Consider the following 26,255-nt stretch of genomic DNA (forward strand, 5'->3'; position numbering starts at 1 on the left):
CCTGTTAAGGGGAAGGTTGAACTTTCACAACCAGCGGAGCAGCACTTTCATATGCTGCAATAAAGCTTGGTTTGACAATGATTTTCATGCCATCTGATAGCCGAACTAAGGGCTAAAACCCCTTGACGAATCACTAGGTATCTGGAATATCGTCCTGTTAGTCACAGTGTGACAGAATTCACATTTTTGGCTTTGTTTGAAAGCCGCTCTCAATTTCCGGACCCTGCACCAAAGTGATGCAGTGGCCTGAAATTTATTATTGTTTACAAAGACAGGTATTAAAATGAGTCTTGTACAAAAATTGTCGGAAAGAAAAGAAGACCTGACAGAAAAATGGTACGAACTGATTCTTTCTTCATATCCTAAAGAAACTCAGGATGTATGGAGATCCAATAAAGATCGGTTCACAAACCCTGTCGGCGTCACCATCAAAAAGGTCGCAGGTGAACTTTTTGACCTGATCCTTGAATGGAAAAGTGCCGACGATCTTGCCAAGTCCCTTGAGGAACTGATCAAAATCAGGACCGTTCAGGACTTTGCACCATCTAAAGCTTTAAGCTTTGTCTTCCTTTTTAAGAAACTCCTGAGAGACGAGTTCATGGAGGAACTGAAAAGTGAAGGTAAACTTGATGAGTTGCTCGCGTTTGAGGCCCGGATTGATAATCTGGGACTTATCGCGTTCGACATCTATACCAAGAATAGGGATTTGATTGCGCAAATGAGAATTGAAGAGGTCAAAAGATCTCATCACATGCTCCTTCGGCGGGTCAACAAAATCGAGGACGCTTCGGCCAAAGGGGCCGGACAGGTGTAGTGGCCGGCTTCCCCGGAAGCCAAACGTTATAAGCGAGGTGAAGGTAGATGAACGCTTTGTACTCACTCGTTTTAGTTTTTGCCCTGGTGCTCATCGCACTCTTCGGAGTGGGTTCCGCACACATGGCAGGACTGTTCGGCACGCTGTTACCGTATGTAGCAGTTGCCGTATTTCTGGCAGGCTTTGCCAGCCGGATTATTGGCTGGGCCAAAAGCCCGGTTCCTTTCCGTATCCCGACCACGGGCGGACAGCAGAAGTCACTGGATTTCATCCAGCATGACCGCTTTGACAACCCCGTGACCCCGGGTCAAACTTTTATCCGTATGATCCTTGAGATCTGTTGCTTTCGTTCCCTCTTCAGGAACACCAAAGTAGAACTCAGGGACGGAAGAGTAACTTACGCCTCATCAAAATTCTTGTGGCTGTTTTCTCTGCTCTTCCACTACTCATTCCTGCTCATCGTGATCAGGCACATGAGACTCTTCTTCGAACCGGTTCCCGAATGTATTGCTTTCGTTGAGATGCTCGACGGTATTATGCAGATCGGTGTTCCCAGACTGTACATGTCAGACCTCCTGATTCTTGCCGGCCTCGGCTTCCTGCTCAGCCGCAGACTTCAGGACCCCAAACTGCGTTACATTTCTCTGGTAACCGACTACTTCCCGCTGCTTCTCATCATCGGCATAGCCCTTTCCGGCATCTACATGCGCTACTTCGCGCACGTGGATATCATTGCCATCAAGAAGCTGAGCATGGGTCTTGTAACCTTCAGCCCCGTCATTCCCGCAGGAATCAGTGTGGTATTTTATATCCACCTCTTCCTCGTTTGCGTGCTGCTGATGTACTTCCCCTTCAGCAAACTGATGCATGCGGGCGGCGTATTCCTGTCTCCCACAAGGAACATGCCCAACGATACCCGTATCAACCATCACGAGAACCCCTGGAACGATCCTAACATCAAGCCCCACAGCTATGAGGCTTATGAAGATGAGTTCAGGGAGCCAATGATTGAAGCGGGTCTCCCGGTGGACAAAAAGGCATAGAGGTCTTTTAAGACCTATGCCGGACAGACCTTAAATATCTTTTGATGAGGAGTTGACATGGCTGACCTCCCAAAAGCTGATGAGCTTTTTAAAAGCATTAATTATACACCGCCGTCCACAGGGTGGATGGACACCCCGGTAGATACCTCTCCGGGTAACTGGTGTTATCCCGCTAAAGCGGAAAAACTCGAGTACTTAGGTATGCCCAACCCCCGTGAGTGGAATCCCGCTGACGTGGATTGGAAACTTCCTGAAAACTGGCAGGACATTGTCCACGAAGGTTTTAAGGAAAGACTCGATAAATACCGTTCACTGAAAGTATTCATGGACATCTGTGTTCGTTGTGGTGCTTGTGCAGACAAGTGTCACTTTTTCATCGGTTCCGGTGATCCCAAGAACATGCCCGTCCTGCGTGCGGAACTTATGCGTTCCATTTACCGCAAGGACTTCACCATGGCCGGTAAGATTCTCTCCACCCTGACCGGGTCCAGAGTCATGACCGAAGATGTTCTCAAAGAATGGTTCATTTACTTCTACCAGTGCACAGAGTGCCGCCGTTGTTCCCTGTTCTGCCCTTACGGTATCGACACAGCGGAAATCACTATGATGGCGCGTGAACTGCTGCACCTCTGCGGTGTGAACATCAACTGGATTCTCGAACCGGTTTCCAACTGTAACCGTACAGGTAACCACCTCGGTATCCAGCCCCACGCATTCAAAGACATCGTCGACTTCATGGTTGACGATATCGAAGAAATTACCGGTAAACGCATCAACGTTCCCATCAACGAAAAGGGTCATGAAGTTATCTTCATCACTCCTTCCGGTGACGTTTTCGCGGATCCGGGCATCTACACCTTCATGGGTTACCTGATGCTCTTCGATCACATCGGTCTTGACTACACCCTGTCCACCTACGCATCTGAAGGCGGTAACTTCGGTCTGTTCACATCTGCGGACATGATGAAGAAGTTGAACGCCAAGATGTACGCTGAAGCTGAACGCCTCGGCGCAAAATGGATTCTGGGCGGTGAGTGCGGTCACATGTGGCGTGTAATCAACCAGTACATGGATACCATGAACGGCCCCGCGAACTTCCTCGAAGTTCCCAAGAGCCCCATCACCGGTACCGTGTTCGAAAACGCACGCCAGACCAAGATGGTTCACATCACCGAGTTTACCGCTGACCTGCTCAAGCACAACAAGCTGAAGCTTGATCCCAGCAGAAACGACCATATCCGCGCAACCTTCCACGATTCCTGTAACCCCGCCCGTGCCATGGGTCTCATGGACGAGCCTCGTTACGTTATCAAGAACGTTGTTAAGAACTTCTTTGAAATGCCTGAACAGACCATCCGTGAACAAACATTCTGCTGCGCAGGTGGTTCCGGTCTGAACACAGACGAGATCATGGAAATTCGTATGCGCGGCGGGCTGCCCCGTGGTAACGCACTGAAATCAGTTCAGGAACAGCACGATGTAAACATGCTTTCCTGTATCTGCGCTATCGACCGTGCAACCCTGCTTCCCCTGGCCAACTACTGGGCACCCGGCGTAGACGTCTGCGGTGTTCATGAACTGGTTGGTAACGCCCTCATTCTTAACGGCGAAAAGGAAAGGGAAACAGACCTTCGCTTCAATCCTCTGCCCGGGAAGGAGGGTTAAATCATGCACTACGGTGGAAAAATTATAACCGGACTGGTCATCTTCCTTGGCCTGGTATCCATGCCTTTCTGGTTCAACATCGGCGGAAGCTATGAAGAGCCGAAGGTTGAACTGCCCAAGAACGCTAAAGTATGTGTTGCTCCCACCCAGAACATGCGTGAGAACCACATGAAGCTTCTTGATGAGTGGAGAGATATGGCTCTTCGTGAAGGCAAAAGGACTTACATCAGTGCTAAAGGCGATAAATACACCATCAGCCTTCAGAACACCTGTATGCAGTGCCACACCAGCAAGGAACAGTTCTGCGACAAGTGCCACGTTGATGCGAGTGTAACTCCCTACTGCTGGGATTGCCACGTACCTCCCAAGGAGGCTAAATAATGAAACAGAGTAGAAGAAACTTCCTTAAGTTTGCAGGCCTTTCCGCTGCCGGACTCTGCATCGCACCCACCGCTGTCATGGCATCCGGTGGACCCAGCGGTGGAGCCCATTATGAAGTGAACGCCAATACCAAGCATGCTAAGCGCTGGGCAATGGTCGTTGACACCCGCAAGCTTAATACTGAAGAAGCAATTGAAGCTCTGGCTGAAACCTGCCACCACATCCATAACGTGCCCACTATTGATTCCGATCAGGACATCAAATGGCTGTGGAGCGGAACCTATGGTGAAGTCTTTCCCGAACAGGAAAACAACTTCCCCTCCGAAGCGCAGGAAAAACGCAGGTTCCCCCTGCTCTGTAACCACTGCGAGCATCCCTCCTGTGTACGTGTCTGCCCCACAAAGGCGACTTTCGTACGCCCCGACGGCATCGTAGCAATGGATTACCATCGCTGCATCGGTTGCCGTTACTGCATGGCTGCTTGTCCGTACGGTTCACGTAGTTTTAACTTCATGGACCCCAGACCTCATCTGGACATGGACAACATCAATAAGAAGTTCCCCACCCGCATGCGCGGTGTTGTAGAAAAATGCAACTTCTGCGTTGAACGTCTGGCTGTGGGTGAAATGCCCGCATGTGCGGAAAAATCCGGTGGCGCTATTGTTTTCGGCGATCTGCAAGACCCTGACTCCAACGTGAGAAAGGCTCTGCGTGAGAACTTCACCATCCGTAGGAAACCTGCCGCAGGCACCGAGCCGGGCGTTTACTACATCATCTAGGGGGGAAGCTTGATATGCTCGAAAAAGCTCTAAAAGGCGGACCGAAGTACTGGGCCTGGATTGGTTTCCTGCTGCTCATCATCGGTGCCGGTTTCTGCACATACATTGGACAGCTTCAGGAAGGCTTGACCATCACCGGTCTCAGCCGCGATGTTGCCTGGGGCTTTTATATTGCCCAGTTTACCTACTTAGTCGGTCTCGCCGCCTCCGGTGTTATGATCGTGCTGCCTTACTACTTCCATCATTACAAGAAGTTCAAAGGCATGGTAATCATGGGTGAATTCATGGCTATCGCAGCAGTTGTCATGTGTCTCGGTTTCATTATCGTAGACATCGGACAGCCTCAGCGCATGCTCAACATTATATTCCACCCGACCCCTAACTCTATCCTGTTCTGGGACATGATCGTTCTTAACGGTTACCTGATCCTGAACGTTGTTATCGGTTGGACCTGTCTTGAATGTGACCGTCAGCGTGTGTCTCACCCCAATTGGGTTAAGCCTCTGGTTTATACCTCCATTATTTGGGCGTTCTCCATTCACACCGTTACCGCGTTCCTGTACGCAGGCCTTCCCGGCCGCCATTACTGGCTCACCGCTATTCTGGCTGCCCGTTTTCTGGCTTCTGCGTTCTGTTCCGGACCTGCAATTCTGCTCCTCGTGGTTTTCCTTGTTCGCAAGATCACCAAATACGAGCCGGGCAAAGGCGCAATCGGCACACTCACAACTATTATCACTTACGCAATGTGCGTGAACGTTTTCTTCTTCATGCTTGAAGTGTTCACCGCATTCTACTCCAATATGCCGGGTCATATCCACTCCATCGCATACCTCTTCGCTGGCAGCCACGGCCACCACGAACTGGTGCCCTGGATGTGGACAGCTGCAACCTTCGCTATTATCAGCCTTGCGTTGCTCATCCCGCCCAAACTGCGTTACAACCAGAAGCTGCTGCCCTGGTCCCTCGCTATCCTCGTTATTGCAACCTGGATTGATAAGGGCCTCGGTCTGCTGATCGGTGGTCAAACACCGAACCCCTTCAACGAAATCACTGTTTACTGGCCCACCGGTAAAGAGCTCATGATTTCCTTCATGGTTTACGCACTCGGCGCACTTACTCTGACATTCCTTTACAAGATTGCCACAGACGTAAAGCGCGAAACCGGCCAGCTGACTACCGAAGACTAGTCAGTATCGGTTTACCGAAATTGAAAGCCCCCTGCTTCTCACGAGGCAGGGGGCTTCTTTTGGCCGGTGGCCCTATCAAGCCTTTTCAATAGGGATTCTCCGCTTAGTGCAAAAACATTTGCACCGCTTGTTTTTAAAGAGTAGGATTTAATCCTACACACAAAAACGGAGTCGAAAGATGAGATCAACTAAACAAATGAGCATAACTCTGCCCTTGGAAATGGCTAAGGCTATCAAAGACAAAGTCGCATCCGGGGAATACGCCACTGAAAGTGAAGTCATCCGCGATGGACTGCGTGCCTTGCTTGCGCGTGACAAAGCAGTAAACAGCTGGCTCAAAGAACAGGTAGGTCCAGCCTACGATGCAATGAAGGCAGATCCCGCACGGGGCATCAACACAAAAGACCTCAAGGCTAAAATTATGCAGGAAGTCGGAGACTCATAAGGAAATAACCTACCATGTTATTTTTGCTCCCGAAGCAGAAGATCAAATACTAAAAATATACCACTACATCTCTGAGGTTGAATCTGCTGAAATTGCGGCAAAATTCACAAATGCTATTATTGATTTCTGCGAAAGCCTTCAAAAATTACCTTTTCGTGGTAATAAACGAGACGACATCAGCAAAGATTTGAGGGTAATCCATTATAAAAAGAGAACGAGCATCGCTTACGCTGTTTTCGAAGAACGGGTTGCAATCTTGGGTGTCTTTTACGGCGGGCAGAATTACGCAGAAAAGCTGAATAATCAGTAATGCCTTTGCTTCTTACGAGGCAGGGGGCTTCTTTTTGATCATCGGCAAACATAATAGCCGTGAACAAGCAAACATTATCCGACTCAACAAACAAATAAAAAAACAACGCCAGTTAACGAAAATCAAGCTCGTCAGTTATCGATCTTTACGTATAAGAACAGACCCGTTTAATCAAATAAAAAGCCGCACAGCCTAAAGATGTGCGGCTTTCTCGCGTAAGAAAAATTCTTACGCGGGAAGACTACGTATGAGCGACTATACGTAGTCTCCCCGGTTAAATTTGATCTGTTCGGTCACGGCCACTGTTTCCAGTTCGGATACGATGGAACCGAGTTCCGGATTCTCGCTTTGTACACCGGGCCAATCCTTCTTGAGGGACTCAACTCCACCTTGAATGCCTTCAAGAGTCGAATAGGCCTGCTTCAGTCCGCCCTCACCGGAGGAACCGAGCTGCTGTGCGTAACTTTCAAGCTTTCCGAAAAGGTCTTCCACCTTGCCGACAAACTCATTCTCGCTGACCTTAGAGGTCTGCTGAACCTGAGCGGCCTGTTGCACCTGCAACAGGGGATTCATGGCCTGAAGACCCGGCACCGGCGGTGCAGAAGCTGCGCCGCTTTGCTGCGCGCCGCCCTGCTGAACTTCCTGATTCAGGAATTCGCCGAACGCTGCCCCGTCAACCTTCTTTGCCTTGTTTTCCTGCTGCTGTTGCAGCTTTAAGGCTTCAATCTGTTCAGGACTTATCTTCATATTTTACTCCTCAGCCTTTGGTTTCACATCAGACTATGCAATGACCTTGCCAAAGTCTAGACTTTCGCTCAATAGGCTGATTTAACTAACTTTAGAATTCTTAAGTACTCGGAAAATAATGCCACATCCACCGGAACTCAGCCCTTAATGAGACATTTTTTCCTCCTGCAGGATAAAGTATAAGAAAAAGCTTGTCCATGGTGGCAATAATCGGATAATATTGGAAGTAAGAAATTTTAAGAATGCACTTTCTTTCCATGCACAACCCTTGAATTACGGAGGTATGGATATGGCTGAAATCAAGAAGATACTCTGTGCAGTGGACTTTTCGGATCACAGCCCCGTTGTAGCAGAATACGCAAGCACCCTTGCCAAGACACTGGGTGCTGACATTATCTGCCTCTACGTGGCTCCATCGCTGGATCAGTACGTGGGTTTCCATGTACCGCCCAGCTCCATTGAAAACTTTGTCGGTGAAATTGTAACCGGTGCGGATTCAACAATGGAAACTTTCATCACTGAAAACTTCAAGGACGTACCTGCCGACGGCAAGGTCGTCACCGGCTATGCAGCCGAGGAGATCCTCGCCATTGCCGAAAGCGAGAACGCGGACATGATCGTCATGGGCACCCACGGGCGTGCGGGAATTGACCGCATCCTGTTCGGTTCTGTAGCAGAAAAGGTGGTTAAGTCCGCCAAGAGTCCGGTTCTGACAGTAAGACCCTCCTAAGAATAACCTCATAACTGGCCTGAAGACCAGCACCCCGGTCTGAAGGTCGACCTCACTAACCTCAAAAAGCCCCCCGTCATGCCATGAACGGGGGGCTAATTTTATTTATTTTCTGACTAAACTAGGTTTACTCAAATATTACAAGCATGAACGCGGTGCTGACTTTATTCTTTTTTGAATAAATGTGATTTATTCAAGTGTGACAACCATGAACAAAGGGCTGATCTTAACCTTTTTTCCGAATCTTCTTCATCTTCTTTATATGCAGAGCAACATCACGCCAGCGTTCTTTTTCCACTCGGTCAGCAGATTTATGTTCCCGCTGCAAGAGATAACCTAATTCACGTTTCATCTTATAATAACTTTCAAGACGTTCAGCTGAAAGCTCTCCACTTGCAACAGCTTCCAACACATTGCATCCCGGATCGTTAAGGTGATCACAATCCGAAAAACGGCAGAAGCGCGCGAATTGTTCTATATCAGCAAAAGCGTTATCCATGCCGCCGTCATCAGTGTAAAAGGCGATTTCACGGATACCCGGATTATCTATCAGCATCCCGCCTTGGGGCATACGAATCAAATCACGTCCCGTAGTGGTATGCCGCCCTTTCCCCACGCTCTGGCTGATAGCCCCGGTCTGCTGCACGGACTCGCCGTAAAGCCTGTTTAAAAGCGTTGATTTACCCGCACCGGATGACCCGATCATGGATACGGTCTTTCCCGGTAACAGATATTGCTCCAACTCCAGAACTCCACTTTCATCCTCAGCAGAAACGAGATGTACAGGAACACCGAAAGCAACTCCCTCCACCTCGTCGACGCAGCCTAGTGGATCTTCATGCAAATCGGCCTTGGTCAGGACTATAGCGGGGGTCAAATTGCAATTGTAAACTAAGGTTAGATAACGCTCGATACGACGGACATTGTAATCACGATCCAGACCGCAAACAATGAGCACAGTATCAAGATTGGCAGCCATAATCTGCTCTTCGGTTGCTGCGTCATTATTCTTGCCGCGCCCCCCGGCAGCACCGCGCGATAAGGTATTACGCCGCGGCAAAACCCTCGTGATGACCGAGTCCCGGATAAGCACCCAGTCTCCCGTAACAGGGAACAATTCCCCTGAACACGGCAGACCTGCATTGTAACGGACTTTGCCGGAAAGGGTGGCCTGTAAATCCTTACCACCCTGATTCAAAAGAAACAGGTCCTTGTTTACGCTGACAACGCGAGCGGGAACGTCTGTGTCCCTTATATTTTCCTGAAAAAACTCAGCCCAGCCCAAGGCTTTAAGGCTCGTATCACTTGAGAAAGATTCTGCTAATTCGTAAAAAATTTTCATTTGGTATTACCATCTTATTAATAACCTGACCCATGACAGTTCAGACACAACAAAACCGTCATAGATCAAGCAATGTTCATTTAAATCTATGTATCTGGTTACGGACGCACGCAAAGGATGCAAGAGTCCGACAACCTGAACGATACATACAGGTCATGAATAACAGCGAATGGTATGTCACCGACAAAAATTGGGAACAGCAATAGAGGCGGAACTCTGAATAGAGGTCCGATACGGCGTAAGCCGAGAAGGAAACAGAAAAGCTCCTCAGATGGAGTGGGGGTTCTGCGCAAGGCAGAACCAGATCATCCTGCTACCGGCTTATTACCCGTTGTCGGCAACGTGCGGCACAATCTCCAATGATCTCATCAACATAAAAACTCCTTAAAAGAATTATCACTTATTTTGGAAATTCATACTTCCATGAATATGCCTTGTCAACAGCATTAATTTTGACAAATTCTTCGTTCCAAACTAATAAAACCGTGCTTTCCTTTTAAATTTGTCCCTGTCTTTACTGCGCCAAGAGCGAGGCCCTATAGGGATTATCTCCTGTAGCCGCCGGGGGCGAAATCAAATAATCAAAGCGCGCAGCGCATCAATTCAAATAAGGATTCCAGCATGTCCGCCATCAAAGTCCGCTCTGATATGATGAATTCAAAGCCCTATGCACCGGGCCTGACCATCGAAGAAATCAAAGAAAAATACGGTCTCGATACTGTCATTAAACTCGCCAGCAACGAAAACCCGCTGGGCACTTCTCCCATGGCCCAAAAAGCCATCACCCGTCACGCGCCCTCAGTTTTCCGCTATCCGCACAACGGCAACCCTCGCTTAAACACAGCCATTGCCAAACGCACAGGCGTGTCTGAAGACCAGATTATCAGCGGTAACGGCTCAGATGAAATCCTCGACCTGCTGGTGCGCATCAAAGCCAATCCCGGTCAGGATGAAGTGCTGACCTACGAATCCTGCTTCAGCATGTATCGGCTCATGTCCCATCTTTGCGCCATCAATTTTCGTCAGATTCCCCGCGATGCAGGACACAAACAGCCCCTGAAAGCCCTGACTGAAGCAGTTACAGAAAAGACCGCCATCGTGTTCATGACTTCCCCGGATAACCCCACCGGTCTGGCGGTAACTGTTGATGAAGTACGAGAAATGGCGGCCTCCATCCCCGAACAGACCCTGCTGGTCATTGATGAAGCGTACATAGAGTTTGCCCGCCCCGCTAAAAAATACGATATGCGCGGCCTGCTCGACGAATTTCCTAATATAGTGCTGACCCGCACCTTCTCCAAGGCTTACGGACTGGCCGGACTGCGCATCGGTTACGGTATAATGAGTCCGCAACTGGCCGGATACATCAAGAGTGCCCGCGCACCCTTTACCGTTAACCTGCTGGCAGAAGAAGCGGCCATCGCGGTGCTGGAAGATGAAGCATTCTTCCAGACCACCATGGATGTTGTTCTGCGCGGACGCAAACTTTTCACGGAATCAATCCGCGAAATGGGCTGCGAAGTACTTGATTCCCAAGCCAACTTCATTATGTTCAAGCCGACCCGAGATGCAATGGAAGTGTTTGAGCAACTCCTCAAACAGGGCATAATTGTCCGCCCGCTGAAGAGCTTCGGCCTTGGCGAATACATCCGGGTCAACATGGGCACTGACCAGGAAAACAAAAAATTTCTGAAAACACTCAAGGAGGTCCTTTAATGGACACACCTTTTATCATAACTCTTGATGGCCCGGCTGGTGTTGGGAAATCCACCCTTGCCAAACGTCTGGCTGACCGCTTTGAAATAGCATACCTCGATACCGGGGCCATGTTTCGCGGCACAGCTTGGAAACTGGGCGAAGGTTCATGGGATTGGGAAGCGGAACAACTTAACGAAGCTTTGAAAGGACTCGATTTCACCCTTTCCGGCAGCGGTAGTAATTCCATTCTCAGCCTGAACGGAATACCGCTCACTGATGAAATCCGCACCGAGACCGTGGGTATGTGGGCCTCCAACATGGCTAAAATACCGGCAGTGCGCGAACTCCAGAAAATCGCCCAGCGGGCAATAGGTGAAACAACATCACTCATTGCTGAAGGACGCGACATGGGTACGGTCATCTTCCCGCAGGCCCCCTGTAAATTCTTTCTTGATGCTGATCTTGAAGAACGTGCCCGCAGGCGGTTCGAACAGCTTAAAGAAATGGGCAAACCCGCAGAAATGGCAGAACTAATTGAACAGATCAGCACCCGTGATGATCAGGACCGCAACCGCAAGGTGGCTCCGCTCAAACCCGCTGAAGATTCCATTATCGTAGATACGACAAGACTCGATATTGACGGAGTTTTTGATAAGCTTGTTTTCGAAACTGAAAAAAAAGTTAAATAGAAACGAAAACTCAAATACAAATATTTCAGGCCGCTTGGGAGTTTCCCATGCGGCCTGTTTCTTTCAGCGACCCAAATGTTGCTTGACTTTAGCTTCTCAAAGACTACCTACTTACTCCATGAATCATCAACCAGCCCAAACGGAGCTTTCCGTGAAAATATCTTCTATTCTGAAAAAAATATTCCCTGAACCACTCGGCCCGGTTTCCGAAAACCTGACCGATGAACTGGCAGCATCCTTTTTCCCGGCAGACTCAACCAGACTGGCTCACATGCGTCAGGCCGGCAGTACTGCCCGCAGATTGACTGCCCAGATAGATTATGATGCTGAAACAGCCCGGAAAATTATCACCGCAGCCCTCTTCCATGATGTGGGGTATTCTGAAAAGCTGAACAAGACAGGATTCCATCCCCTTGACGGTGCGGCCTACCTCGCCCACTGCAATGCTCCCGAAGACCTGATCAGGGCCGTTCTCTGGCATTCCAGCACACCGGTAGAGATTGAGAGTATGCCTGAAATGAAGGAAATCTACTCCCAGTTCCCCGGCCCAAATTACGATTGCCCCATACATAAAGCTGTGGCTTATTGTGATTTCCGCACCTCTCCCGTTGGAGAATCTTATTCTTTCGGGCAACGCATAGTGGAACTTGAAAACAGATTCGGCACAGACTCCGTGCCTCCGGCTATCGCCCGCAAAACCTTGCCTTACTCCCGCAAGAACCAGCACGATTTTGCAAGAACCATTGCCTGCGCACAGAACAAAAGTCTGCCTTGGGTATTCTGCGATATCGACAACACCCTGATCACCCCCGGTGAAAGTATCGACCGCCGCACACTCAACGCCATTAACCGCTACACCACAGCTGGCGGCCACTTTTCACTTATCACCGGGAAACACCTGATCAGCTTACCGCACCTGATCAGCAGCGTAGGCAGCCAGACACCCCACGCCGGGGTCAACGGATCGGTCATCGCGCGCAACGGTAAGCTGGAAGTATTCGGGGAAGATGTAGGGCCGTTCAAAGCCATTGAAGATACCCTGCTTGATGCCGGAGTAAACTACACAACCTATGTAAGTGACGGAATCTGGACTCAGGCCGAACTCACGGACAAAGAAATTAATGATTTTGTAAAAGTAGGTGAAACCCTGCCCCGGACAGGTGAAACCCCGGAAGAAAAGACAGCCATCAAGATCCTGACCTTTTCCAGCCGTGAGCAGACCCAGCAGTGCGAACTTGTACGCAGCCTTGCGGAAAAGTATGGTCTGAGCTGTGTTCGGACAGGTGAAGATTTCCTTGAAATCGGCCCAGCGGATCACGGTAAACACTCCGCCATGATGCAGATCATGAAAGAAGCAGGTTGGTCAGACCTCAACTCCATTGCCATCGGCGACAGCGAAAATGACCTGACCATGTTCGGCCATGTGGGTTTAAGCGCAGTGGTTGCCAACGCAGCTCCCGAAGCATTGCCCGCAGCAGATCTGCATATTCCGGCCTGTAATGAATACGGGGTTGCCCGCCTTCTGGACGCCCTTGTGGATTCCGCGCAGGACGGCTGCTGGTCCATCCCTCACAACTGGCTGGCGACTTACGAATAAGCACTCTTTTTAAGTCCGGTTGCGACTTTCCTTGGTTATGCTATAAAGATCAGACATATAAATCTGATCCTTTTTCGTACATTTCAAGGAGGTCGCTCCGGCATGAAAAAATTCCACCTTTCCAAAACAGCATTAATTGCACTGACCTTTCTCTCATTATTGCTTGCCGCAGGCTGTTCCAAAAACAGTACCGACACGTTCAACAAATGGAGCGATGACCTGACCAAGGCTCTCACCACCGAAAGACCCTTTCAGGAAATCGAACTTTTCTATGCAACTGACCGCAAGGCCACAGGAAGCACTGTTCCGGACAAAGCCTTTGGCGATGAACAAGGGAAGCTGAGCTGGGGAGCCTGCTCGGTCACCATTCCCTACGATAAAGAAATCAAAGACCTGCAAAAATCACACTTCACCATGACCTCCTACGGGTTGAGTCCGGCCTGCGGATACAAAATTACAGATATCCGCCAACTTCCTCTGCGCTCATTTGGAACGACCCTGCCAAAACGTCTGGACGGCAATCCCGACAATTCTGCCCTCATTTTCGTGCATGGATTCAACAACTCATTTGAAGAAGCAGCCGTACTCACCGCACGCATGAGCTACCAGCTGCAATATCAGGGCGCACCTCTCTTTTTCAGCTGGCCGGCACAAGGCGACAAACTTGATTATCTTGAGGATGAACAGAGAGCGGATCACACCGTCCCACAGCTCACTGAATTTCTGAAAGAAGTGGCGGAAAAATCCACTGCGGAAAATATCTACCTCATCGGCAGCAGCATGGGTTGTGAGCCGCTTTGTGAAGCCCTTGCAGATCTGAATTTAAGCTCTGAGGATATGGATCGCATCAAAGAACTGATCCTCATTACCCCGGACATCAACCGCAATAAATTTGCCGAAAAGATCTTTCCCAAATTGCATAATACCAGAGCACGCATCACGGTCTACACCTCCAGCCGGGATGACAAACTGGCCCTAGCGCACAAGCAGCGTAACGGGGTAAGGCTGGGAGACGTGGTCAACAATGCCGATCTACCGGGCATAGACTTTGTGGATGCATCCGCCATAGACAGCAGCCTCGACGGCAAGCCCCGCTTTGTGAAGCAGACTTCAATCTACAACGATATATCAAATATAGTTAAATAAGCCTTCGGCGACCCTGCCGGGGGCCTTAAACCCTTTTGGAAAAGGGTTTAAGAATCCCAAAACTTTTTTGTTAGGGCTTCGCCAATTAGCTTTCCAAGTTCACCCACAAACAAAGGCCGCAATATCTATCAAGGTATTGCGGCCTTTATTGATAAGACACTTTTTAAAACTATATGCGAAGCTTAAGCCCCCTCATCTACAATCAAATCACCGGACAAGGCCGCATTGCGGGCCAGATCGTCGCAACGTTCGTTCTCCGGGTCACCGGAATGCCCCTTTACCCAGCGAAAAGTTACATCGTGCTTCTCCAGCAGGGGGATAAACTGCAACCAGAGATCCTTGTTTTTAACCGGCTTCTTGGCTGCGGTCTTCCAACCGTTTCTCTGCCAATTGTCGATCCACTTCTTGGTGAAGGCGTTCTTCACGTACTGGGAGTCAGTATACAGGGTAATCTCACAAGGCTCTTTGAGTTCGGTAAGGGCTGCGATTACCGCACGCATTTCCATGCGGTTGTTGGTTGTTCTCTTGTAGCCCTGAGCAAGTTCCTTGCGGTGTTCGTTGAACAGAAGAACCGCACCGTAACCGCCCTTGCCGGGATTACCGAGACAGGAACCGTCCGTATAAATGGTCATTTGCTTTTTAGACATTGATTACTTTATTCCTCGTGGGCTGATGATTCAGGATCAGGCTGACTGTCGTTTTCCTCTGCGTGCACTTCAGGAACGGGCTGTTTGGATTCAACATTAACCAATCGCTCCCAGATCATGGACAGAGATGTCATAAGCGATGCGGGCCATTCCTCATCAGCAAAATGATTTTCAAAATGTTTATTCTCAAGCTCGGAAATAAATTCATTTCCCAAGGCATGACGCACAAGACCGGGAAAATACATTCCTACCTCCTGCTGAGGAGGAGAAAGAACAATCAGAAGTTCTTTAGGATCTACTTCCTGTTCCGTGATCGGGTCGAGAATGATCTGAATCCGAACCTTAACCCCGAATTCATTGCGCATACTCCTGATAAAACCCTGAATGTAATCACGCTCGGAACGGTCCAAAATCTTGGTCTGGTCCCAGAGAGCGTTACGGGCCTGAATCTTTTCCAGTGTTGACTGGTTGTTCATCCAGAACGCATAGATTACGAGGCCGAGAATTATGACCATCCCGATCATTCTGAAAAACCGTTCCGATCCAGTCTTACCATGTGGTTTTATAAACAATGCCATGATTCATACCTTGTGCTGCTTGATGAATTTAAAACAGGATAGAACGTTTACCTGTATGGGCCGATGGTATCAAGTATTTGCTTTCATGTAAAAATGGCAACTATGAGCAAAGCTCCGCAGCCAGCCGCTCCAGCAAGGCTTCCACAGTATTCTTTATTTCAGAGAGCTGTTCTTGCGAGGAAGCCTCAAAACGAAGTGTCAGAGCAGCCTGAGTATTGGACGCCCGCACAAGGGCCCAGCCGCCCTCGAAAACAACACGTACGCCATCGATGCTTATAACTTCATAATCCTTGGCAAGCTCCTGCGCCGCATTTTCAACCAGCTTGAACTTAATTTCTTCGGGATACTCAACACGCAGCTCCGGGGTAAAGAAAGTCCGGGGCCATTCATCCCACATTTTCGAAAGCGGAACTTCAGTAGCGGATAAAATCTCCAACAACCGCAAGGCGGAATAAAGGCCATCGTCAAATCCGTAGAAACGGTCGGAAAAGAAAATGTGCCCGCTCATCTCGCCGCCCAGTCCGGCTCCGGTTTCAATCATCTTGGCCTTCATGACCGAATGACCCGTGCGGGCCATAAGCGGTTCGCCGCCGTGCTTGGAAATATCATCAAAAAGGAGATGGCTGCACTTTACATCGGCCACCACAGTTTCACCGGGTTTGCGCTCCAACATTTCACGCGCATACAGAGCCACAAGCCTATCTCCGGGCACAAGATTACCCAGCTCATCCACCGCCCCGATACGATCGGCATCACCGTCAAGGCCGATACCCACTTCCGCACCATGTTCAACCACGGCTTTGAACAGGTCGCCCATGTACTCTGCAACCACCGGGTCCGGGTGGTGGTTGGGAAAATCCCCATCCGGTTCACAATACTGGGGGACGACCTCGGCCCCGGCCTGACGGAGCATTTCAAGAGCAATATGCCCCCCGGCCCCGTTACCGCCATCCAGAACCACCTTGAGGGGACGTTTAAGCTTAATGCCGGAAAGCAGATCTTCGATATAATAGGGAACAATATTATGATAAGAAGCCATTCCGCTTCCATCAATGAAATCACCGGACTCCATTATGTTGTAGATTTCCTGAATATCATCGGTATGGATAGTGGTCTCGCCACCCCAGACCTTAAACCCGTTAAATTCCGGGGGATTGTGGCTGGCGGTGATCATTACCCCGGCTTTATAACCCAGCTTTTTTGCGGCAAAATATAATGCAGGGGTGGGAATAAGGTTCAGGAAAAGCACATCCACACCGGATTTATTCAGCCCCCGCCCCACGGCCTGTTGATAGGCAGGAGAACTGTGGCGGCAATCATGACCAAGTACGGCCCGGTCCCAGCCCTTGGCACGAAACCATGTTCCGCAGGCCCGCCCTAACCGTTCAACCCACTCTTCATCAAAATCCTGATCCACAACCCCGCGGATATCGTAAGCCCTAAATATCTCTTTCCTGATTTCCTTCATTACACTTCTCCGTTAACCATAATTCTTTTCCGGCTTCATAAGAATCAACCCATTCTTGCGGTAAGAACAGATTGCGAGTATGAGTCTAAAGCAGGTATCACTCTATAATTTATAAAAAAGAGAACCACACAGCAAGCCATGTTTAATATTCCATACGTTGAAGTACATACGGTCGACCATTGCAACAACAACTGCCGCTGGTGCCACAACTACTCCCCTTTCTGCCCGGAAAAGGAATATGAGGCCAGTGACTATTTCCCCGGCCTTGATATCCTCAACGGAGACAACTTCCATCTTGGGGCCATTTCACTCATGGGCGGGGAACCATTTCTGCATTCTGACATAACCCGCTTTGCTTTCCATATCTGGGAAAGATATGAAAGCCCCATTGTCATCACCAGCAACGGATTCTGGCTTTCCGAAGATGCTGTGCGGGCCTACAAAGACCTCTGGAAGCTCATGGCACTGGTCAAAATTTCCCGCTACCCGACCATTGAGAAACAGCTCGGCGGATACGATGAAGCCTATCGCATAGCCATGCTGATCAAAGAATACAACCCCCATGTAAGGATTGAATTCCCACAGAAGGCTGTTTTTAACAAACTTGAGACCTTTGCAAAGCCAAGGGAAGTAAAACGTTTTTGCGGCAACTCACATTGCATGGCTTTGCTGCGCGACATGACCGTACACCGCTGCGGAGCCGGCGGGTACCAACGGTTTGCCCCTGACGAAATGCTTAGTGATGGCTTTAAAAACTGCCCGCACATGTCCTACGACCTTAAAAATTTTGATTACAACGATTTTGTGCTCTGGCGGTCCCGCTATCCCCTTGAAGCCTGCTCCTACTGCAATTTTTCCGACCGCACCCCATCGGTAGGCTGGAAAGTGGAAAAGGGTCATAAGCCTTTTAATACGGATTATGAAATCAGCTACCACTACAATCTGGCCAAAAACATGATCATTCAGGAAAGTTTTGCGGACGCGCAAAACAGAACCGAATTCATCCGCAACAACTACGGCGAACAGCCGCAAATTAATGTAATCAAGGGTCTCATTGCCTCACAGCACGGAGATTTAACCGGAAGCCTTGAAGCATTCTCTGCCGCCTTGCAGCAGGACCCGGATAATGCAGAGGCCAAATATTTCCTTGATCTGGTGCGCCGACAGGTAAAACCATCCTGAACAGGATTCAATATTCAGAAAAAGTTTTATCTTTAACAGAAATTGATCTAATCTGTGTATATTTATTAATGCGTTACAGGATGACCGGATAACTCTCCCCGCTTGCTGCTACAAAACGTTCGTGCGGAAGTTATTATTTCATTAACATATTGACCTGCATATCCGATTTTCCTTGATATGTCGGTCTATCTCACCTATCAAATTTACATGAACTGGGACTGGGACAAATTATCCGAACAACGGCAGAGGAACAAAGGCGGCGGAGGTGCTCCGAAACCGCCGAATGTGGACGATATCAACTCCACAATCAAAAAACTCCGCGGAACCGGCTTGCCGGGCGGAAAATTTTTAATCATCGGCATCATCCTGCTCTGGTTTCTTTCCGGGGTCTACATTGTAGAACCGGATGAAGTCGGTGTGGTAACCAGATTCGGTAAGTACGTGGACACCACGACCCCCGGACCGCACTACCACCTTCCGATTCCCATTGAATCGGTTATGAAGCCTAAAGTCACACAGATCAGACGTGTGGAAGTGGGTTTCCGTTCCTATGGCTCTTCGCGCTCCTTTACCCAAGGTCAGTCGCGTAATGTGCCCGAGGAATCTCTCATGCTGACCGGTGATGAAAACATCGTTGATGTTCAATTCATCGTACAATACCAGATCAAAGATCCGGTGAACTATCTCTTTGAAGTCAGCAACCAGCCTAAGACCATTCAGGATGCTGCCGAAGCGGCCATGCGTGAGATCATCGGTAAAACCAAGATCGAACTGGCACTGACCACCGGTAAACTCCAGATTCAGACTGAAACACGTGATCTGTTACAGACAATTGTGGACCGCTACAAACTCGGAGTAAATGTGCTGGCAGTGCAGCTGCAAAACGTGCATCCACCGAACGAGGTTGTGGACGCCTTTAAGGACGTAGCCTCCGCCCGTGAGGACAAGAGCCGCTACATCAACGAAGCGGAAGCCTACCGCAATGACATCCTGCCCAAAGCAAGAGGTCAAGCAGCGGTCATGGTTAACAAAGCGGAAGCCTATAAGGAATCCAAAATCCGCCTTGCAGAAGGTCAGGCCAAGCGTTTCATGGCTGTGTACAAGGAATACAAAAATGCCAAGGACATCACTGTTAAACGTATGTACCTTGAAACCATGCAGAACATCCTTTCCTATCCGAGCATAGAGAAAGTGATTCTTTCCGATGATGCGGCTCAGAAAACACTTCCTTTCCTTTCTCTGGACGGAAAGGCTCTTCCCATTCAAACCGGTAAAAAATAGGGGATAAGAATATGAGTTTACTCAAAAAAAGTTCCGCTCCCCTGGCAATTCTGATCATTGTTGCCGTACTGGGGATTGCACAGAGTGCATATATCGTAAAGCAGACCGAAAAGGCCATTGTGCTTCAGCTCGGTAAGCCCAAATCCGGGCCAATGGGACCGGGGTTGCATTTCAAGCTGCCCTTTGTCCAGAACGTAATCTATTTTGATTCACGACTTCTGGAATATGATGCCCGCCCGGCTGAAATCCTGACCAAAGACAAGAAAAACATGGTTGTGGATAACTACTCCAAGTGGCGCATTGCCGACCCCTTGTTGTTTTACCGCACCGTACGTTCCATCCCCCGCGCTCAGGCACGGTTGGATGATATTATCTACGCGGAACTGCGCGTTGCCCTTGGTCGCTACACGCTGATCGAGATCATCTCCAGTGACCGTACTTCCATCATGGAAGAGGTAAGCCATACCTCGAACAGTCTGCTCAAGCCTTACGGTATTGAAGTCCTTGATGTTCGCATCAAGCGTACCGATCTGCCGCCTGAAAACGCCCGTGCTATTTACGGACGTATGAGGGCAGAACGTGAACGTATGGCCAAGCAGTACCGCTCACAGGGTAGCGAAGCAGCGGCCCGCATCACAGCACAGGCTGACAAGGAAAGAACCATCCTGTTTGCTGATGCGAACCTCAAGTCCGACATCCTGCGTGGTGAAGGTGATGCAATCGCGACCAAAACCTATGCCGAAAGCTTCGGCAAAGACCCGCGCTTCTATGAATTCCAGAAATCTCTCGAAGCCTACGAAAAAGGATTCAGGGCTGGAAAAACGAAGCTGATCCTCTCACAGGACAACCCGTTCTTAAAGTATATGAAGTAGTTTCTCAGCAAACTCGACATGACACTAATAAGCCCGTAGTATCTCACGAGATATTACGGGCTTTATTTTTGGAGGCTTCATATGGAAAATTGCAGACATCTTATCGTCGGTGCCGGGATTACCGGCTGTACCGTTGCCAGACACATTGCAGACAACTTAAATGAAAAAGTGCTGGTCATTGACAAACGAGGCCACATCGGCGGCAACTGCCACAGCCGCATCAATGAAGAAACGGGCATTGAAGTCCACACCTACGGCACCCATATTTTTCATACCAAAGAACGCAGAGTCTGGGACTTTTTGAACCGCTTCACAGAATTCAACGGCTATAGGCATAAAGTTGTGACCACCTATCAAGGCCGCACATTCCATATGCCGGTCAACTTGCAGACCATTAATTCTTTCTTCGGGATCAGCCTGAAACCGCACGAGGTTGAAGACTTCATCCAAAGTAAAAGCGCGCAAGAGAACATCACTGCCCCACAGAACCTTGAAGAAAAGGCTATCAGCCTCATCGGGCGGGAATTGTACGAAGCTTTTGTTAAGGGCTACACCCTCAAACAATGGGAATGCGATCCCAAAGAGCTGGATGCATCAATTATCACCCGTCTGCCCTTCAGGCACACCTATGAATGCGACTACTTTACCGACCGCTATCAAGGGCTGCCATGGAACGGCTATACGAAACTGTTCGAACGCATGCTGGACCACGAATTAATCGAGACTAAACTGAACGCAGATTTCTTTGACCTGAAACGAATTATCCCCAAAGATTGCAATATCTACTACACTGGCCCGGTGGACCGGTATTTTGATTACTGCCACGGGGAACTTACATGGCGTTCCCTGCGCTTTGATTATCAGGTGGAAGATGTGGATGACTATCAAGGTACATCGGTCATGAATTACGCCGATATTGACGTTCCATACACCCGTATTCATGAATACCAGCACCTACACCCGGAAAGGAAGAACACAAGCGGCAGGAGCATAACTGCACGCGAATTCTCCATGAAATGGAAACAGGGTGACGAGCCGTACTACCCGGTCAATACAAACGACGACCGCAAACGACTTGAGCTATATCAGATTAAAGCCGGAAAGCAGGAGAATGTGCACTTCCTCGGCAGGCTGGGCCAATACAAATATTATGATATGGACAAGGCCGTACTGGCTGCGCTGGAATTTTGTGATAATCTCTAATCAAACGCAAGGGACTCCAAAATAGAATTGGAAACCAACATACCGTTCTTGGTCAAGCGCAGGTAGCCCGCGCTCATGCGCACCAGTCCGTTCTTATGCAAGGCACTTATGACGGACCCTTTTTCCTTGGTCAGATCACGCCCGGTGAGTTCCGTATAGTCAGAGAGTTTAAGTCCCTTTGATGTCCGCAAACAGAGCATAATCAACTCTTGTGCCTTGATTTCATCAGTGAGTTCCTCGAAATCCTCCCCGGCAAAAGCTCCTCGTACAGCTGCGTCATACTCATCCATATAGCGCGGATTGGTGAACCTGCGATTACCGATTGTGGATACTGCGGAAGGCCCGAGACCAAGGTAATCCATGCGATCCCAATAGCCCTGATTATGGCGGGAAATAAAACCCATACGCGCGAAATTTGAAATCTCGTACTGAATATAGCCCATGGATTCCAGATATTCAGCCCCGTAGATAAACATGCGGGCCTGCTCCCCGTCAGGCGGCAGTTCCATATCCAGATCCTTGGCCCGCTGTCCGAAGACAGTACCCGGTTCAATGGACAAACCGTAACAAGACATATGTTCCGGCTTAAGCTGGACCACAGCTTTTAATTCATCGTTCCAATCCTTGACCTTCTGGCGCGGCAGTCCCCAGATCAAATCAATGCTGATGTTGCCGAACCCGGCCTTGCGGGCCACGTAATATGATTCAGTTGCCTGCCTTGCGGAATGGGGACGACCGAGGGTTTCAAGGTTACGGTCGTCTAGAGACTGGAAGCCGAGACTGAGCCGGTTGATGCCCATATCGTAGAGGGCCTTGAAGTAGGAAAGATCATTGGCTGAATCAGGATTGGCTTCAAGGGTAATTTCCATACCCTTGGTGAAGCTGAAATTCTTGCGCAGGGCATCCATGATCAGCTCAAGCTGAAACGGCGGAATCAGACTGGGAGTACCGCCGCCGAAATAGACTGTACCGATATTGGGGTTCTTGAGCCGCTTGCCCCAAAGCTCAATCTCGGACAGCAGGGTTTTCATGTACCATGCAAAACTGACCTGCTCGAACGGCTGGGAATGAAACGCGCAATAGTTGCATTTGCGTTTGCAGAAAGGCACATGAATGTAGAGCAGGAGGTTTCTGGCCTCACTGCCGTCACCGCGCAGCAGCGGGGCATTGAAAAAAGCTGGGGGCATTCCCATATGAAAACCTTATTGGATGCGCTTTGCGCTTTTGGATAAAATGATTTTGCCTCCGGCGGCCCTTCGGGGACCAGAGAACCCTTTTGAAAAAGGGTTCTCTGGACTCTCCTAAAACTTTTATTATGGCTTCGCCGTATTTAATTACAAACAGTCATTTTAAAAAAAAGCACTAGCAAAAATTTACTCTTAAAAGACCTACCTGCTTACCCAGAGAGCCGCCCCTTCGAGCTGGTGCAATAATTTCACACTAAGCGAACGGGGAAACAGCTTTTCAATTGCGGTCTTGTCGTGCTTGCCGCGCCCTGCTGCAACTGCGGCGTAGGGCTTTTTGGCGACCTGCTCCAGAATGGCCTTGGCAACATCATCACCGTCTACAACCAGTTCTTTGATGCGCTCCGGCGCAACGCCGTTATCTTCAAGGTGCTGACGAGTAATCTCAAAAATATCTTCCGAGGTCGCTGCGCCCTTCTCTCTGGAATCATGTACATGGAGCATGGTTATGTCATGGTTGGGATTATCGCCAAGCACGAACCCCACATGATCCGCAATCCTCTGCGAAGGGGCATCCTCATCCACGCAGAGCAGGACATCCTTACCCGGAATCTCCTGCGGACACTTGCAGAACCAGAGCGGAAAATCAACTTCTTCCCAGATAACCTTAGACCCCACGCTGTAATCGAAAAACTCTTCAAGCACGGACTGAGACTGCCGCCCCAGTATGACAGCGTCATACATGCCCTTATGCCCTTCCTGTACTATCTCGCGAGCGGTATTGCCCCGCGAGTAGATGCTCTTGATATCGATATGGCTTTCTGCGCAAAAGCTGTGATCAATGAACCATTGACGAGTCTCTTCAAGAAGTTTGCGTCCCTTGCCCAGTGCCCCCTTACTCCATGAGCTCTTCGGGGGGGCAACATTAAAAAGGGTGATACGCACATCACAAGGAGAATGAAAAAAATTCTTTATAAATCTGACCGCATATGACGCGGTGCAATCCGCACGAACACAAACCAGTAGATGCTTTTCCATGTTCACCTTATCCTGTTGCTGTCGAAATATAGCAAGAAGCAGGAGTACTGCTTTTTAAATACAGAAGCTTAGAACAAGATAACCACTGTAAAAAAATTAAACAAGCTAAGATTTTTTCAAATCATTCTCATAACGCTCATTTTCGCTGAACAAACAACCGCAGTACTGCTGGCGGTAGATACCCATTTCCTTGGAGCGTTCAATGCCGTCTTTCCAGCCTTCACGGAAGTCATAGTAATAGAACTCGCATTTGCTTTTCCCGGCCATATCTTTTCCGAGTTCGGCAATACGCTCATGCTGTTGGAATTTACTATAGAGCAAAGTCGTGGTGTAGAAATCAAAGTTGCCGCGTCTGGCAAGGGAAAGGGTTCGCTCCAGACGATCCGCATAGCAATGAAAGCAACGGTTGGCTTCGCGGAAAGCTGCATTACGGAACCATTTTTTGGAATCGTACTCATCCAGCCTGCCGATGACCTTTACGTTCATCTTCTCGCAGACTTCGAGAAAGCCGTCGCGGCGGCGCAGGTATTCCTGCAAGGGGTGAATATTGGGATTGTAGAAAAATGCGGAAACTTCAAAGCCCTGATCACGCAAAGCATCGATAGTGGTAATAGAACAAGGACCGCAACAGGCGTGAAGAAGTACTCTTTTAGACATATATCCCTCCGGGGACTGAACAAGCATTCCCCGGCAAAGCCCTAACAAAAGGGTTTAAGGCCCCCGGCAGGGCTGCCAGAGGCCAAAAAACTATTCGTTCCACTGAATCTCGATGTTGATTTTGGTATCGAACATCTTTTCATACTCAATGATTGCGTCACGCTTGTGGTTAAGCAGGTAGAGCGCGAGTTCCTCTTCAGCCTCGTAGACCAGTGAGGATTCATTACCCGGCTTTCTAAGCATGCGATAAATTTCTTTGAGAGCCTGCATGGACTGCCATTCCATATTGCGGCGGATACCAGTTCCATCACAGCAGGGGCAGGATTCAGTGGATACCGCAATTGCGGATGATCCCAGACGCTGGCGGACCAGCTCCATGAGTCCGAAACGGGAAATACGGCCCACATCGGTACGGGCACGGTCACCCTTAAGCGCGGCGCGCATGGTCTTTTCAACCTCGCGGCAATGCTTGGGGTCCTTCATTTCAATAAAATCGATAACCACCTGACCGCCGAGGTCGCGCAACTTGAGCTGACGGGCGATCATCTCGGCACTCTCCTTGTTGGTCTTGAGAGCCATTTCCTTGAAATTGCGCTCGCCGCCTATTTTACCGGAGTTGATGTCGATTGCGGTCAAAGCTTCGGTCTGGTCAAAAACAAGACGTCCGCCGGAAGGCAGGTTGACCTCGCGGCCGTAGATCTGCTCGATCTGCTTGACCAGATTGAACCGTTCCCAAAGGGACTTATCCGTATCGGAATGCAGTTTGACCAGATTATTGCGCCGGGGAAAAGAAAGTGTAGCAAGCTTCTTAACCTGCTCAAGGGTTTCCTTGTCATCAACCCAAATTTCAACAACGTCAGAAGAAAGGTAATCACGCACGGAACGGGCAGCCAGTCCCATTTCTTCGTAAACGAGGGACGGCGGCTTGGCATCCTGTCCTTTTTCGCGGATATCATTCCAGAGACGAGTCAGGAATTTGAAATCGCGCCGCAGAGCGGATTTGCTCTGGCCTTTGCTGGCGGTACGTACAATAACGCCCACCCCGGCTCCGGGATTGACCTCATCGATCAGTTCCTTAAGCCTTTCGCGTTCCTTTTCATCTTCAATCTTACGGGAAATACCGATCTGCTCACGTCCGGGGGTCAGCACAAAATAGCGGCCCGGAATGGAAAGATAGGAGGAAAGAAATGCACCCTTCTTGCCGGTAGGTTCTTTAACCACCTGCACAAAAATTTCCTGCCCCGGTTTTAAAACCTTCTGGAGCAGGGGGTAGCGATGTCCTTTCTTAAGCTTGTAGGTGCCCTGATAATATTCAGGATGCACCTCATCAACTTGCAGAAAACCGTTACGTTCGGCTCCGTAGTTGATAAAAGCCGCCTGTAATGCGGCATCGATATTGTGGATGTAACCTTTGTAAATGTTACCTTTGGTCTTGGCCTGATGGAGCATTTCTACGTAATACTCAATGACCTGACCTTCCTGAGTCAGCGCGACTTCCACCTGTTCACCGGGGAGAACGCTGATAAACATTTTCTCTTTTTTCTTAATTTTTTTACCTGTCATGTTCTAATC

Annotated in this window: 26 protein-coding genes; 17 read left to right on the top strand and 9 right to left on the bottom strand. The window is 49.3% G+C overall.

All coding sequences use genetic code 11. The features are described from left to right. Positions 1-283: 283 nt before the first annotated feature. From FMS18_RS14465 to FMS18_RS21085, 8 genes are all read left to right on the top strand, one after another. Complete coding sequence (locus tag FMS18_RS14465; RefSeq protein WP_163295388.1) at positions 284-814, top strand: RsbRD N-terminal domain-containing protein; 531 nt, start codon at positions 284-286, stop codon at positions 812-814. Between the two features lie 47 nt (positions 815-861). Then, a complete protein-coding gene (gene dsrM, locus FMS18_RS14470; RefSeq protein ID WP_163295389.1) occupies positions 862-1,857 on the top strand; it encodes a sulfate reduction electron transfer complex DsrMKJOP subunit DsrM in 996 nt (331 codons plus the stop codon). A gap of 57 nt (positions 1,858-1,914) precedes the next feature. Beyond that, positions 1,915-3,522, top strand: a complete 1,608-nt coding sequence (dsrK, locus tag FMS18_RS14475) for a sulfate reduction electron transfer complex DsrMKJOP subunit DsrK (RefSeq protein WP_163295390.1) — start codon at positions 1,915-1,917, stop codon at positions 3,520-3,522. A 3-nt stretch (positions 3,523-3,525) separates the two neighbouring features. Then, positions 3,526-3,903, top strand: coding sequence for a sulfate reduction electron transfer complex DsrMKJOP subunit DsrJ (dsrJ, locus tag FMS18_RS14480; RefSeq protein ID WP_163295391.1), 378 nt, complete (start codon positions 3,526-3,528; stop codon positions 3,901-3,903). Then, positions 3,903-4,682, top strand: coding sequence for a sulfate reduction electron transfer complex DsrMKJOP subunit DsrO (gene dsrO, locus FMS18_RS14485; RefSeq protein WP_163295392.1), 780 nt, complete (start codon positions 3,903-3,905; stop codon positions 4,680-4,682). Before dsrJ ends, dsrO begins: the two co-directional genes overlap by 1 nt. Positions 4,683-4,696: 14 nt before the next feature. Further along, positions 4,697-5,869, top strand: a complete 1,173-nt coding sequence (gene dsrP / locus FMS18_RS14490) for a sulfate reduction electron transfer complex DsrMKJOP subunit DsrP (protein ID WP_163295393.1) — start codon at positions 4,697-4,699, stop codon at positions 5,867-5,869. Between the two features lie 178 nt (positions 5,870-6,047). After that, positions 6,048-6,314: a type II toxin-antitoxin system ParD family antitoxin gene (locus FMS18_RS14495; RefSeq protein ID WP_163295394.1), complete on the top strand. Its 267-nt coding sequence runs from the start codon at positions 6,048-6,050 to the stop codon at positions 6,312-6,314. A gap of 19 nt (positions 6,315-6,333) precedes the next feature. After that, positions 6,334-6,624, top strand: coding sequence for a type II toxin-antitoxin system RelE/ParE family toxin (locus tag FMS18_RS21085; RefSeq protein ID WP_368854176.1), 291 nt, complete (start codon positions 6,334-6,336; stop codon positions 6,622-6,624). A 255-nt stretch (positions 6,625-6,879) separates the two neighbouring features. Here the strand turns inward: FMS18_RS21085 and FMS18_RS14505 are convergent, their stop codons facing one another. Then, positions 6,880-7,371 (bottom strand): hypothetical protein, encoded by a 492-nt coding sequence (locus tag FMS18_RS14505; RefSeq protein ID WP_163295395.1) that lies wholly within the window; start codon positions 7,369-7,371, stop codon positions 6,880-6,882. A gap of 289 nt (positions 7,372-7,660) precedes the next feature. Between FMS18_RS14505 and FMS18_RS14510 the strand changes: the two genes are divergently transcribed. Next, positions 7,661-8,101, top strand: a complete 441-nt coding sequence (locus tag FMS18_RS14510; protein WP_163295396.1) for a universal stress protein — start codon at positions 7,661-7,663, stop codon at positions 8,099-8,101. Positions 8,102-8,327: 226 nt separating this feature from the next. On the opposite strand, the gene rsgA is transcribed toward FMS18_RS14510, so the two are convergent. Then, positions 8,328-9,443 (bottom strand): ribosome small subunit-dependent GTPase A, encoded by a 1,116-nt coding sequence (gene rsgA / locus FMS18_RS14515; protein WP_163295397.1) that lies wholly within the window; start codon positions 9,441-9,443, stop codon positions 8,328-8,330. A 621-nt stretch (positions 9,444-10,064) separates the two neighbouring features. Between rsgA and hisC the strand changes: the two genes are divergently transcribed. From hisC to FMS18_RS14535, 4 genes are all read left to right on the top strand, one after another. After that, entirely contained in the window at positions 10,065-11,159 is a 1,095-nt protein-coding gene (gene hisC / locus FMS18_RS14520) for a histidinol-phosphate transaminase (RefSeq protein WP_163295398.1), read from the top strand. Next, entirely contained in the window at positions 11,159-11,830 is a 672-nt protein-coding gene (gene cmk / locus FMS18_RS14525; protein WP_163295399.1) for a (d)CMP kinase, read from the top strand. The genes hisC and cmk overlap by 1 nt, the downstream gene beginning before the upstream one ends. A 151-nt stretch (positions 11,831-11,981) precedes the next feature. Continuing rightward, the gene (locus FMS18_RS14530; RefSeq protein WP_163295400.1) at positions 11,982-13,427 is read left to right on the top strand and encodes an HAD-IIB family hydrolase; all 1,446 of its coding nucleotides are present in this window, start codon (positions 11,982-11,984) and stop codon (positions 13,425-13,427) included. A 102-nt stretch (positions 13,428-13,529) separates the two neighbouring features. Then, positions 13,530-14,573 carry an alpha/beta hydrolase gene (locus FMS18_RS14535; RefSeq protein ID WP_163295401.1) on the top strand — a complete coding sequence of 348 codons (1,044 nt, stop codon included), beginning with the start codon at positions 13,530-13,532 and terminating at the stop codon, positions 14,571-14,573. A gap of 182 nt (positions 14,574-14,755) precedes the next feature. Here FMS18_RS14535 and rnhA read toward each other — a convergent pair whose 3' ends face one another. From rnhA to FMS18_RS14550, 3 genes are all read right to left on the bottom strand, one after another. After that, positions 14,756-15,220: a ribonuclease HI gene (rnhA, locus tag FMS18_RS14540; protein ID WP_163295402.1), complete on the bottom strand. Its 465-nt coding sequence runs from the start codon at positions 15,218-15,220 to the stop codon at positions 14,756-14,758. Between the two features lie 8 nt (positions 15,221-15,228). After that, positions 15,229-15,798, bottom strand: a complete 570-nt coding sequence (locus tag FMS18_RS14545; RefSeq protein WP_163295403.1) for a TPM domain-containing protein — start codon at positions 15,796-15,798, stop codon at positions 15,229-15,231. A 100-nt stretch (positions 15,799-15,898) separates the two neighbouring features. Continuing rightward, positions 15,899-17,266 (bottom strand): phosphomannomutase/phosphoglucomutase, encoded by a 1,368-nt coding sequence (locus tag FMS18_RS14550; protein ID WP_163295404.1) that lies wholly within the window; start codon positions 17,264-17,266, stop codon positions 15,899-15,901. A gap of 138 nt (positions 17,267-17,404) precedes the next feature. Here FMS18_RS14550 and FMS18_RS14555 point away from each other — a divergent pair, with 138 nt between their 5' ends. From FMS18_RS14555 to glf, 4 genes are all read left to right on the top strand, one after another. Beyond that, positions 17,405-18,448, top strand: coding sequence for a radical SAM protein (locus FMS18_RS14555; RefSeq protein WP_163295405.1), 1,044 nt, complete (start codon positions 17,405-17,407; stop codon positions 18,446-18,448). A 177-nt stretch (positions 18,449-18,625) separates the two neighbouring features. Next, the gene (gene hflK, locus FMS18_RS14560; protein WP_163295406.1) at positions 18,626-19,729 is read left to right on the top strand and encodes an FtsH protease activity modulator HflK; all 1,104 of its coding nucleotides are present in this window, start codon (positions 18,626-18,628) and stop codon (positions 19,727-19,729) included. Positions 19,730-19,740: 11 nt separating this feature from the next. Then, the gene (hflC, locus tag FMS18_RS14565; RefSeq protein WP_163295407.1) at positions 19,741-20,601 is read left to right on the top strand and encodes a protease modulator HflC; all 861 of its coding nucleotides are present in this window, start codon (positions 19,741-19,743) and stop codon (positions 20,599-20,601) included. 81 nt (positions 20,602-20,682) lie between these two features. Then, positions 20,683-21,804, top strand: coding sequence for a UDP-galactopyranose mutase (glf, locus tag FMS18_RS14570; protein WP_163295408.1), 1,122 nt, complete (start codon positions 20,683-20,685; stop codon positions 21,802-21,804). Here the strand turns inward: glf and hemW are convergent. The 4 genes from hemW to FMS18_RS14590 all read right to left on the bottom strand — a co-directional run bounded on the left by hemW (position 21,801) and on the right by FMS18_RS14590 (position 26,246). Next, positions 21,801-22,997 carry a radical SAM family heme chaperone HemW gene (gene hemW, locus FMS18_RS14575; protein ID WP_163295409.1) on the bottom strand — a complete coding sequence of 399 codons (1,197 nt, stop codon included), beginning with the start codon at positions 22,995-22,997 and terminating at the stop codon, positions 21,801-21,803. The genes glf and hemW overlap by 4 nt on opposite strands. A 195-nt stretch (positions 22,998-23,192) precedes the next feature. Further along, positions 23,193-24,026: a universal stress protein gene (locus tag FMS18_RS14580; RefSeq protein ID WP_163295410.1), complete on the bottom strand. Its 834-nt coding sequence runs from the start codon at positions 24,024-24,026 to the stop codon at positions 23,193-23,195. A 105-nt stretch (positions 24,027-24,131) separates the two neighbouring features. Continuing rightward, positions 24,132-24,683, bottom strand: coding sequence for an epoxyqueuosine reductase QueH (locus FMS18_RS14585; protein WP_163295411.1), 552 nt, complete (start codon positions 24,681-24,683; stop codon positions 24,132-24,134). A 90-nt stretch (positions 24,684-24,773) separates the two neighbouring features. After that, entirely contained in the window at positions 24,774-26,246 is a 1,473-nt protein-coding gene (locus FMS18_RS14590) for an Rne/Rng family ribonuclease (protein WP_163295412.1), read from the bottom strand. Positions 26,247-26,255 lie beyond the last annotated feature (9 nt).

This window comes from Desulfovibrio sp. JC022 (genome assembly GCF_010470665.1).
GTDB lineage: Bacteria > Desulfobacterota > Desulfovibrionia > Desulfovibrionales > Desulfovibrionaceae > Maridesulfovibrio.

Bases quoted from the DNA above. Each gene is read 5' to 3' on its own strand.
- glf (WP_163295408.1), top strand. From the start codon at position 20,683: ATGGAAAATTGCAGACATCTTATCGTCGGTGCCGGGATTACCGGCTGT.
- FMS18_RS14505 (WP_163295395.1), bottom strand. From the start codon at position 7,371: ATGAAGATAAGTCCTGAACAGATTGAAGCCTTAAAGCTGCAACAGCAG.
- FMS18_RS14585 (WP_163295411.1), bottom strand. From the start codon at position 24,683: ATGTCTAAAAGAGTACTTCTTCACGCCTGTTGCGGTCCTTGTTCTATT.
- rnhA (WP_163295402.1), bottom strand. From the start codon at position 15,220: ATGTCTAAAAAGCAAATGACCATTTATACGGACGGTTCCTGTCTCGGT.
- FMS18_RS14555 (WP_163295405.1), top strand. From the start codon at position 17,405: ATGTTTAATATTCCATACGTTGAAGTACATACGGTCGACCATTGCAAC.
- dsrP (WP_163295393.1), top strand. From the start codon at position 4,697: ATGCTCGAAAAAGCTCTAAAAGGCGGACCGAAGTACTGGGCCTGGATT.
- hflK (WP_163295406.1), top strand. From the start codon at position 18,626: ATGTCGGTCTATCTCACCTATCAAATTTACATGAACTGGGACTGGGAC.
- dsrM (WP_163295389.1), top strand. From the start codon at position 862: ATGAACGCTTTGTACTCACTCGTTTTAGTTTTTGCCCTGGTGCTCATC.
- FMS18_RS14495 (WP_163295394.1), top strand. From the start codon at position 6,048: ATGAGATCAACTAAACAAATGAGCATAACTCTGCCCTTGGAAATGGCT.
- rsgA (WP_163295397.1), bottom strand. From the start codon at position 9,443: ATGAAAATTTTTTACGAATTAGCAGAATCTTTCTCAAGTGATACGAGC.
- FMS18_RS14545 (WP_163295403.1), bottom strand. From the start codon at position 15,798: ATGGCATTGTTTATAAAACCACATGGTAAGACTGGATCGGAACGGTTT.
- FMS18_RS14580 (WP_163295410.1), bottom strand. From the start codon at position 24,026: ATGGAAAAGCATCTACTGGTTTGTGTTCGTGCGGATTGCACCGCGTCA.
- FMS18_RS14535 (WP_163295401.1), top strand. From the start codon at position 13,530: ATGAAAAAATTCCACCTTTCCAAAACAGCATTAATTGCACTGACCTTT.
- cmk (WP_163295399.1), top strand. From the start codon at position 11,159: ATGGACACACCTTTTATCATAACTCTTGATGGCCCGGCTGGTGTTGGG.
- FMS18_RS14550 (WP_163295404.1), bottom strand. From the start codon at position 17,266: ATGAAGGAAATCAGGAAAGAGATATTTAGGGCTTACGATATCCGCGGG.
- hisC (WP_163295398.1), top strand. From the start codon at position 10,065: ATGTCCGCCATCAAAGTCCGCTCTGATATGATGAATTCAAAGCCCTAT.
- dsrK (WP_163295390.1), top strand. From the start codon at position 1,915: ATGGCTGACCTCCCAAAAGCTGATGAGCTTTTTAAAAGCATTAATTAT.
- hflC (WP_163295407.1), top strand. From the start codon at position 19,741: ATGAGTTTACTCAAAAAAAGTTCCGCTCCCCTGGCAATTCTGATCATT.
- FMS18_RS14465 (WP_163295388.1), top strand. From the start codon at position 284: ATGAGTCTTGTACAAAAATTGTCGGAAAGAAAAGAAGACCTGACAGAA.
- FMS18_RS14510 (WP_163295396.1), top strand. From the start codon at position 7,661: ATGGCTGAAATCAAGAAGATACTCTGTGCAGTGGACTTTTCGGATCAC.
- FMS18_RS14590 (WP_163295412.1), bottom strand. From the start codon at position 26,246: ATGACAGGTAAAAAAATTAAGAAAAAAGAGAAAATGTTTATCAGCGTT.
- hemW (WP_163295409.1), bottom strand. From the start codon at position 22,997: ATGGGAATGCCCCCAGCTTTTTTCAATGCCCCGCTGCTGCGCGGTGAC.
- dsrJ (WP_163295391.1), top strand. From the start codon at position 3,526: ATGCACTACGGTGGAAAAATTATAACCGGACTGGTCATCTTCCTTGGC.
- dsrO (WP_163295392.1), top strand. From the start codon at position 3,903: ATGAAACAGAGTAGAAGAAACTTCCTTAAGTTTGCAGGCCTTTCCGCT.